This is a genomic window from Treponema sp. JC4 (assembly GCF_000260795.1).
GTDB lineage: Bacteria > Spirochaetota > Spirochaetia > Treponematales > Treponemataceae > Treponema_D.
Map to the genome: position 1 here is coordinate 1 of NZ_AJGU01000056.1, position 8,628 is coordinate 8,628.

Genomic DNA, 8,628 nt, shown 5'->3' on the forward strand with positions numbered 1-8,628 from the left:
AATAAGTTGTGATAATTCTTTTCGTTTTTCTAATTTTGATTTTAATTCCTCTTCATTATAACTTTCTGGTTTGCCCAAAAATTTTGAAATAACTTTGTTACCCTCTCTATAATTTAAATATAAATATATTTGATTTCCTATTTGCCGATGAAATATTGAACCTTTTGGCAGCAAATCAATTTCCTTTTGGTAACGAGAAATTAATCGAATTGTTCTTTCAAGTTCATCCTTGAAAACTGATTGAATCAAAGCTGATTTCATAAATACACCTGTATAAATCTTACACTACAATTTTTAATATATCAAGGTTTTTGTAGTGTAAGATTTATGCATAAAAAAGGCTGCCCCTCTGGACAGCCCCTTAATCATAGAATAAATCCAACGCACATATTTTGCCTTGCAAAATATGTGTTAGCAAGGTTCGGAAAATCTGGAAGTTGGAGTTTCCGTTACAACCTTGCGTATTATTTCGCAGACAACAACTTTACATCAAAGCAGATGTAAGCGCCGCCTGGGATTCCGGCCTGTGGAATACCGCGTGAACCGTAAGCCAGTTCCGGTGGAATTACCATTTTGCGGGTTTCGCCGACTTTCATTTCCTGAACCATCATGTCAAAACCTGGAATCATCTGACCGCCGTTTGTTTTGAAGTCGAGTGGTTCGTGTCCCTGTGGGTGAAAACCGCGTGATGCATCAAAAATCTGGCCGTCTGTAAGATAGCCTTTATAATCAACGCTTACGTTCTTGCCCTTTCCGCAAACTGAGCCTTTTCCTTCTTCAAGAACTTTGTAGTAAACGCCGCTTGAATGTTTTGTACAGCCGTCGATTACTGCAGCCCATTTTTTAGCTTCGCGCTCTTCGTTAGCCTTAGCAACCTCTTTCTGGAGTTTATCAAAATCAGCCTGAGTAGCGCTGAATTTCTTAGCTTCGTCACCCTGGCGGATAATTTTTACGCTCTTCATTGTTGCACCCTGTTTAAGAGAATCAACAACATCCTGACCGGCAAGAACCTCACCAAAAATTGTGTGTTTGTAGTTGAGCCATTCTGTAGGAACGATAGTGATAAAGAACTGACTTCCGTTGGTGTTTGCACCGCTGTTAGCCATAGCGAGCTTTCCGCCCTTATCAAAAGTCAAACCATCAACAAATTCATCAATGAACTTGTAGCCTGGACCACCAGTTCCGTTACCTTTAGGGTCACCGCCCTGAATCATAAAGTCCTGACCATCGCCGTTTGCCTTGCTGATTACGCGGTGGAATTTCAAGCCATCATAAAAAGGTTTACCCTTAGCGGCATCCAAAGTTCCTTCTGCAAGACCAACAAAGTTAGTTACAGTCATAGGTGTTTCTTTGTAAAACAAGTTCAATACAATTTCGCCGCCGTCAGTGTCGATTACAGCAAAAATTCCTTCTTTTCCGTTCAATACGTCCATTGATTTCCCCTTACCAGAAGCCTTTGGAGCAGCAAAAAGCCCGCCGCCAATCAAACTTCCAAATGTTAATCCAAAAATTATTTTTTTAATTGATTTCAAATTAATTCCTCCCAAAAAGAGCCCCACGGCCTTTAAAATTAAAACTGCTTGATAAACCAGTTGTAAATTGCCCCGATTCGCTGACTCATTGATTCAGGAACCTGAGTTTTGATAGTAGGCACCTTTTTACAGTCAGCATCAGCGCTCAAGTAAACAAGAACTCCCTCACCGCAGTCAAAAGCAACTACAGTAAAGTTCAATCTCTGAGCTGGAATTCCAACAACACCTATTGATTTATAATCATCAAGATTATTCAGCATTGTATAGAAAGTATCAGCAGTCTGATAATAATTGATTTTATAACGGCAAACACCGAATTTTGTATCATTCTGAAGACTGTAAGAAACCTGACCGTCCGCATTACCAGTGTTTTTATCAGCAATCGGAGCAGTATTATCAGGACTTGCAATCATAAAAGCCTTATCGTAAAGAACCTTTTCCTTACCGTTTTTATCAACGTAAGTCATTCCCTGCATTTTAGAAACCGAGCGGATAATTTTTCCAATCTCGTCCAGACTTACATCTCCAGATTTTTTCAAATCAGCCTTAGTTTTGTAAAAAAGACACTCATGAAAATAAGAATATCCCTTTGGGTCCTTTTTAATCGCATTTTTTACAAAAATATCTTTTGTAGCATCGTTCGGAAAAAGCACAGTTCCAGCATCTTTTTCATCATCATGAACAACAGTTACTTCGCCCTTAGAAATCAGCTGGTCATAATACTTTGCATCAACCAGACTCTTAAGATTCAATTCCGCAAAAAGTGAACAAGCCACTCCCGCCACAGCGATAAAAGAAATTAGTTTTTTCATAAATCCCCCTTAAAAATTAACGGAGGCTTTAACACCTCCGTAATTACAACAAATTAATTTATAGAAAGGTTAACGAATTCCTTTATACAAAACTCTTACCTGTTTGTAAACACCTTCGCCTTCGCTCTTTGTATCTACATCTGGGATGTCGTTCAAAGTTGTGTGGATGAGGCGGCGCTCAAAAGGATTCATAGGCTCAAGCAAAATTGATTTGTGTGATGAGCGAACCTTGTCTGCAGTAGTGTAGGCAAGGCGAACCAAAGTTTCTTCGCGGCGGATGCGGTAGTTTTCTGTATCCAAAATTACGCGAACTTCTTCGTGACCAAGGCGGCCAGCGTAGATGTTAGCCAAAAGCTGAAGAGCATCCAGGTTCTTTCCCTTACGGCCAATCAAAATTGAAGAATGTGATGATTCAAGGCGAACACCGATTTTTTTGTCTTCGCGGTAAGAAACGCTTACTTTAATATCGTAGCCCATTTTTTCAACGATTGAAGAAATGAACTCAACAAGCTTCTGCTCGAATTCGCCCTGTGGAAGCGGGTCAGCTACAATTCTTGTGTGATTTTCGCTGAAGTCCTTTTTGTAAGTTCCTTTATCGTCATCATCATCGTCCAGAGTGTGAACGCGGATTTTTACATATCCTTTTTTGAAAAGGCTGTTTTTCTGTGTTTCCAAAATTTCAACATCAAACTGATCTCTCTCAAGATTGAGTTCGCTGGCAGCAAGCTCAATGGCTTCTTTTTCTGTTTTTCCTTCGTACTCGTAAGTCATATATACCTCGTTTTTTATGGTCGCGAAGCGACCGAATTTTTATTTTTTAGACTTCCCAATCTTTTTATTTACACTAGCTGCAATTTCAGCTCTCTTTTCAGCCATCATCTTATTGATAATAATCTGCTGGAAAAGTGAGAAAATATTGCTTACAGTCCAGTAAAGGATAAGTCCTGCAGGTGCATTGTAGAAAATAAAGAAGAAGAAGAGGGGCATACCGTACATCATCATCTTCATGCTAGCCTGACTCTGGTTAGCTCCCATTGGCTGGAAAGACTGAGTAATTTTTCCGAACAAAAGCTGAGAAATTACGTAGATTACAGGAAGAATACGAATCTGATTTCCCAAAGCCGGAATATTAAAGTTCAAAGTTTTAACGCTGTCACCAACAGACAAGTCCGGAATCCAGTTTGGAATAAACATAGCTCCGCGGAACTCAAAGTAGTTGTTGAAGAGGTTATACATAGCGAACAAAATCAGGAACTGGAAGAGCATTGGAAGACATCCGCTGACAGGATTGTAACCAGCTTCCTTGTAAAGCTTCTGAACTTCCATCTGCATACGAGTCTGGTCGTTCTTGTATTTTTCCTGAATAGCCTGCATTCTTGGCTGAATTGCCTGCATCTTCAAAGTTCCCATAGACTGATTCTTTGAAAGAGGGAAGAGCAGAATCTTAAGGATGATTGTAAGAACGATGATTGTAACACCCCAGTTAGGAATTACCTTGTACAAAAGTTCCATTACAAACTTAAGGATTGCTTCAAGCCAGTTGAGCCAGCCGCTAGACTGAACACAGTCAGAAATTTTGTGACCACCAAACTTCCATGCGTTATTTTCAGCAACATTGTAGCGCTTCAAATCCTTGTCGTTGCGAGGACCAAAGTACATGTAGTAAGTGTCCTGCATATCGCTTCCGCTGAAAGCAGTGCGTTCAACAAGTGCCTGTGCATTTGCATAATTTGCAGTTTCAATTTTTGAAGAATAATAAACGTCTTTAATTTCTGAAGAATCGTTTGGAATTACAAGTTCAACAAAGTATTTTCCGGCAACTCCGGCCCAGTCAAAATTCTTGATTTTATCAAAAGCTTTGAACTGATTTGTTCCAAGAATTACGCGTTTATATTTGTTTCCGTCATAAGCAACCAGCTGACGGTTTTCGTAGCGGTTCTTTTTTGGATCATAGTGAGGTCCAATCTGTGGAGAAGTACGGAGTGTATAAGCAACGCCGTTTCTGTTCAAACCAAGATTGTCATCACAGTGAATCAAAACATCCATGCGGAAAAGATATTCACCAGGCTTGAAAGTATATTTTTTTCCAAGTGTGATTTTTCGTCCATCGTAATTGAATGATTTTTTGAAAAGAATTGTATTTTCGTCAATAACTTCTGTGTTGAAGTTTTCATTAAGAATTGCCATGTCCGAACTGCCAAGAGCAATTGAACATGTTCTGTTAAAGTCACTGATATTGTCTGCCAGCTGAACATAATCTTTTGTATCAACATCGTTATGATCCAAAAGCTTATAACTGATGATATCTCCGCCTTTATTTGTAAAAATAACTTCGATTTTGTCAGTTTTTACAGTGTAGTTCTGCTGTGCAACTTCAGCATCATCACTTTTGATTACATTTACATCAAACATTGAAGAATCTGCTGATTCCAATGCTGTTGGCTCTGTAGCTTCAGTTTCTGCTGCCTGCTCAGTTACAATCTGCTGATTCTGAGGAAAAAGCATAGGCTGAACAACAAAAGCACCAATAATTACGAGAGTAGAAAGGGCAATGGCCCAAATAGTATTTTTATCCATTTTTTTTCACCTAAGGAACCGGGTCGTAACCGCCTTTACAATACGGATTGCATCTTAAAATTCGCTTGATAGAAAGAACAAGACCCTTACCTGGTCCATATTTTTTAATTGCTTCCATAGCATATTCGGAACACGTCGGAGTGAACCTGCAGCATGCCGGATGCAAAGGAGAAATACAAATTTGATAAGCACGAATAAGAGAACAGAAAAATTTAGACAGTAAATTTTTCATAATTATTCCCGAATTAATCCTGCCTTTTGACACAATTGACGAATTTGATCACATCGCGAGTGGAACGAATCATTTCCGGGATAGATTAAAAATAACATATCAAAACCGGTGTTCAGATGTGATTTAAATAAACGATAGACTTCTCGGCTGTATCTTTTTGATAAGTTCCTTTCAACCGCGTTACCGTAGCCACGAATTAAAGGAAAACCAACTCTGTTCATTCCAAGATTATTTTCTAAGAAAAATAATTTAGCTCCCGGAATACTTATCTTTTTTCCAGTTTTAAACAGTGTTTTAAAATCCACAGGATTTTTTATCCGCTCTTTTCTTTCGAAACGTCCAAAAAATCCTGTTTCTATTAAATCTGTTTCCATCCCTAAAAATTAGTACTTGTTGTGCTCGTCTGCAACAGACAATTTTGCGCGACCCTTAGCACGGCGGCGAGCCAAAACTTTACGTCCACCTTTTGTAGCCATACGAGCGCGGAAACCGAATTTTCTATTACGCTTTACTTTGCTTGGTTGATAAGTTCTTTTCATGGAACATGCTCCTTATATAATTTAAAAAAAAGATTTCTATTATGATATAAAAATAGTAATAAAATATATCATTTATTTTTTTAATTGGTCAACATGTCATTTTTCATGTTTTCCAAAATTTTGAACAAATCTTCGGGAAGTTTGCCGGAATTTACCGAATTTTTATCTTTTTTTTCTGACGCCGGATTTTTGGCAAACTTATTTTCAAGTTCCTTCTCCGTTTTTTCAATCTTCTGGTCCATAAGAACTTTTGCCTTTTCCAGATGATTTTCGTAAACGTCACTCAGGCTTGCTTCCGTTCCCCGCACCCTGAAGGCAAGAGAAGAGATTTTTAAATCCGGCAATGCCCATTTTAATCCCTTCAAAATAAAATTCTGATACATCCTCAAATACTGAATCCAGCCAGAATGATTTGTTTCAATCAGAAGAACGCCGTTTTTCAAATCTACAACTTTTGAATTTGAAGCCAGCCTTTTCCCGATAAAATTATTTTCGGAATCTGTTACTCCTTCTTTATAGCCTATTTTTGAAAGGACTTTATTCCAGACGCAAACTAAATCATTATCATCTCTTTTTGAAAAGTCAGTAACGGCAGAAATTATGTCTGCAGCGTTTACAATATTAAAATTATTCATGCCATTCTCCCTTTTCAATGTGATATATTTTAGTTGTTTCTTTCATGTAGCGTTCGTAAGGTTCGCCCGGCAAAAATGTACAGAAAAGCTGGTCGTATTCTGGAAGCATTGCCGTAAGTTTTGCACGCTTGTTTGGATCCAGCTCAAGAAGAACATCGTCCATCAAAAGAACAGGCTTAAGTCCCGTTGTCCGCGTAAAATAAACTGACTGGGCAACACGGAGCAGCAGCGAAATTAAGCGACACTGGCCGGTAGAAGCCACTGGAACAAAAAGCTTTTTATCAAGCACAAAATTTATTCTGTCCCGGTGAGGTCCGCTCATCGTTGTTTCCAGATATTTGTCGTTTTCGCGTTTTTCTCCAAGCAGAGTAAAAATATCCTGCGGGGTAGGGAAGCGCTTTCCGTCCTCAGTCTGAATTTCTTTCCAGGAAGGATCATAAGAAATTGTAAGCCCCTGAATACCAGCAATTTCTTCGTAAAGCTTTCCAAAAATCTGATTGAACTGAAAAACTGCTTTTTTACGTTTATCCTGAATAACAAGTCCAAGCTGAGCCAGCTGAGAATCGTAAACATCAAGCATTTCATACTCGTGATTTTTTAAAATCTGATTTCTGCTCTTAAGGATTTTTTTGTAATTACGCATGTCGTCGATGTAGGTTGAATCGTACATCGTAAGCGACTGATCTATAAAAAAGCGACGGCATTCCGGTTCGCCGGTCGCAAATCTTAAATCATCATGACAGAAGAGAATGCAGGGAATTGTATTGATAAGTTCCTTTCTGTCGTGGATTCTTTTTCCGTTTTTTTCTATGCGCTTTTTGTTGTCTTCAAAAATTACTGCAACTTTTTGAGTGTCACTGTTTTCTTTGTTATATAAGGAATTAACACTGAAATTTTTTTCGCCATTTTTTACAATCTGACCGTCAACATGAGTGCGAAAACTTATTCCATAAGCCGCATAATAAAGAGATTCCAGAATGTTACTTTTACCCTGTCCGTTTTCTCCAACAAAATAGACCTCCCGGTTAGAAAGGTCTATAGTGTCGTTTTTTAAATTACGGAAATTGTAAAACGTTTGGTATAAAAAAGGCATTAATAATTCATCGGCATTATGACATGGATGTAATCACCGGCAGGCTCGCTTCTCATAATTACAGCTTTTGTAATGCTTGCTTCGCCGCCAGCTTCTTCATTCACATTAAAATCAAATACAACGTTTTCAGATTCAATTACTTTAAGAGGATCTGTTACATAAGTGTAGTTCAAGGCCATAGAAATATCCTGACCGTCGTAACGGCATGGGATTTCCTCATCAGCTGCACCAGTATCAGATTCTGGAGAAATAAGCTTAAGAACACCAGAAGAAATCTTAAAGATAATACGGCTTACTTTTTTATCAACCATGATAGTTGTACGTTTAAGAGCTGCATCCAGATCAGCCTTGTTTACCATAATTGACTGAGTAAGTCCTTCCGGAATTACTTTCTGATAGTTAGGGAACTGACCGTCAATCAGAACAGAAGAAAATTCATGATTTGCAAATTTTACAAAAATTGATTTATCAACTACAGCAACCTGAATGTTTCCTTCTTCCGGAGCATTTTTAAGAATACAAGAAAGAATTTTTACAGGGATGATTGCAGGAGTAAAATCACCAATTTCGTATGCAGGTTTATTTACACAAGAAAGACGACGACCGTCAGTTGCTACCATAGTAAGATTTTCGCCGTTTTTCAAAAAGTAAGAACCAGTCATGAAGTAGCGGTTCTTATCATCAGAAACTGCAAAAATTGTATGCTGAATCATTTCCTTAAAATCTTTTGATGAAATTTCAAAGAATGGAAGATTTTCAGAAGTTCCAATTTCTGGGAATTTATCACTTGTCTGACTCTTAAGTTCAAACTTTACTTTTTTAGCAACAGGTTTAATTGTTACTTTAATGTCTTCCTGATCAAATTCAATTTCACCTGCAGGAGATTGAGAAAGAATCTGCATAAACTTATCACAGTAAATTGTAGTTCTTCCTTCCTGCTGAATTTCTACTGGAACAGTAGTAGTAAATTTCATTGTTGAATCAGTAGCTTTAATTACTAAAGAATTATTTTCTGCAATTAACAGAATATTTGAAAGAATTGAAACAGGACTTTTATTTGTAATAACTTCCTGAGCAATTGCAATTTCCTTAATCATTGCGTCGCGGTCGAATGTAAATTTCATATATGTTGTTTTTACTCCTTTTACTTTTTTACAATTTTATGAAGCTTAATAATTATTAAAATTTATAAATTTAGTAATAGTAAT

General features: G+C 37.7%; 11 protein-coding genes. All 11 read right to left on the reverse strand.

What is annotated here, in order from left to right; genetic code table 11:
• Window positions 1-261: hypothetical protein (locus MSI_RS12335; protein WP_039924911.1), on the reverse strand; the 261-nt coding region annotated here is incomplete at its 3' end.
• Between the two features lie 203 nt (window positions 262-464).
• Complete coding sequence (locus MSI_RS15160; protein WP_009107585.1) at window positions 465-1,532, reverse strand: peptidylprolyl isomerase; 1,068 nt, start codon at window positions 1,530-1,532, stop codon at window positions 465-467.
• Window positions 1,533-1,570: 38 nt separating this feature from the next.
• Window positions 1,571-2,344: a DUF6675 family protein gene (locus MSI_RS12345; protein ID WP_009107587.1), complete on the reverse strand. Its 774-nt coding sequence runs from the start codon at window positions 2,342-2,344 to the stop codon at window positions 1,571-1,573.
• A 69-nt stretch (window positions 2,345-2,413) separates the two neighbouring features.
• On the reverse strand, window positions 2,414-3,115 hold the full coding sequence (gene jag / locus MSI_RS12350; RefSeq protein WP_009107589.1) for an RNA-binding cell elongation regulator Jag/EloR: 702 nt from the start codon (window positions 3,113-3,115) through the stop codon (window positions 2,414-2,416).
• 39 nt (window positions 3,116-3,154) lie between these two features.
• A complete protein-coding gene (yidC, locus tag MSI_RS12355; protein WP_009107590.1) occupies window positions 3,155-4,921 on the reverse strand; it encodes a membrane protein insertase YidC in 1,767 nt (588 codons plus the stop codon).
• A 10-nt stretch (window positions 4,922-4,931) separates the two neighbouring features.
• Window positions 4,932-5,153 carry a membrane protein insertion efficiency factor YidD gene (yidD, locus tag MSI_RS12360; RefSeq protein WP_081481396.1) on the reverse strand — a complete coding sequence of 74 codons (222 nt, stop codon included), beginning with the start codon at window positions 5,151-5,153 and terminating at the stop codon, window positions 4,932-4,934.
• Window positions 5,154-5,155: 2 nt separating this feature from the next.
• Entirely contained in the window at window positions 5,156-5,527 is a 372-nt protein-coding gene (gene rnpA, locus MSI_RS12365; protein WP_050983944.1) for a ribonuclease P protein component, read from the reverse strand.
• A 9-nt stretch (window positions 5,528-5,536) separates the two neighbouring features.
• Complete coding sequence (gene rpmH / locus MSI_RS12370; RefSeq protein WP_009107591.1) at window positions 5,537-5,692, reverse strand: 50S ribosomal protein L34; 156 nt, start codon at window positions 5,690-5,692, stop codon at window positions 5,537-5,539.
• Between the two features lie 80 nt (window positions 5,693-5,772).
• Window positions 5,773-6,327: a DciA family protein gene (locus MSI_RS12375; protein WP_009107592.1), complete on the reverse strand. Its 555-nt coding sequence runs from the start codon at window positions 6,325-6,327 to the stop codon at window positions 5,773-5,775.
• Window positions 6,320-7,420: a DNA replication/repair protein RecF gene (locus MSI_RS12380; RefSeq protein WP_009107594.1), complete on the reverse strand. Its 1,101-nt coding sequence runs from the start codon at window positions 7,418-7,420 to the stop codon at window positions 6,320-6,322. Before MSI_RS12380 ends, MSI_RS12375 begins: the two co-directional genes overlap by 8 nt.
• A complete protein-coding gene (gene dnaN / locus MSI_RS12385) occupies window positions 7,420-8,544 on the reverse strand; it encodes a DNA polymerase III subunit beta (protein ID WP_009107596.1) in 1,125 nt (374 codons plus the stop codon). The genes MSI_RS12380 and dnaN overlap by 1 nt, the downstream gene beginning before the upstream one ends.
• Window positions 8,545-8,628 lie beyond the last annotated feature (84 nt).

What these genes read in the sequence shown, in the direction of transcription:
- rpmH (WP_009107591.1), bottom strand. Translation starts at nt 5,692, where the DNA reads ATGAAAAGAACTTATCAACCAAGCAAAGTAAAGCGTAATAGAAAATTC.
- MSI_RS12380 (WP_009107594.1), bottom strand. Translation starts at nt 7,420, where the DNA reads ATGCCTTTTTTATACCAAACGTTTTACAATTTCCGTAATTTAAAAAAC.
- yidC (WP_009107590.1), bottom strand. Translation starts at nt 4,921, where the DNA reads ATGGATAAAAATACTATTTGGGCCATTGCCCTTTCTACTCTCGTAATT.
- rnpA (WP_050983944.1), bottom strand. Translation starts at nt 5,527, where the DNA reads ATGGAAACAGATTTAATAGAAACAGGATTTTTTGGACGTTTCGAAAGA.
- MSI_RS12345 (WP_009107587.1), bottom strand. Translation starts at nt 2,344, where the DNA reads ATGAAAAAACTAATTTCTTTTATCGCTGTGGCGGGAGTGGCTTGTTCA.
- yidD (WP_081481396.1), bottom strand. Translation starts at nt 5,153, where the DNA reads ATGAAAAATTTACTGTCTAAATTTTTCTGTTCTCTTATTCGTGCTTAT.
- jag (WP_009107589.1), bottom strand. Translation starts at nt 3,115, where the DNA reads ATGACTTACGAGTACGAAGGAAAAACAGAAAAAGAAGCCATTGAGCTT.
- dnaN (WP_009107596.1), bottom strand. Translation starts at nt 8,544, where the DNA reads ATGAAATTTACATTCGACCGCGACGCAATGATTAAGGAAATTGCAATT.
- MSI_RS12375 (WP_009107592.1), bottom strand. Translation starts at nt 6,327, where the DNA reads ATGAATAATTTTAATATTGTAAACGCTGCAGACATAATTTCTGCCGTT.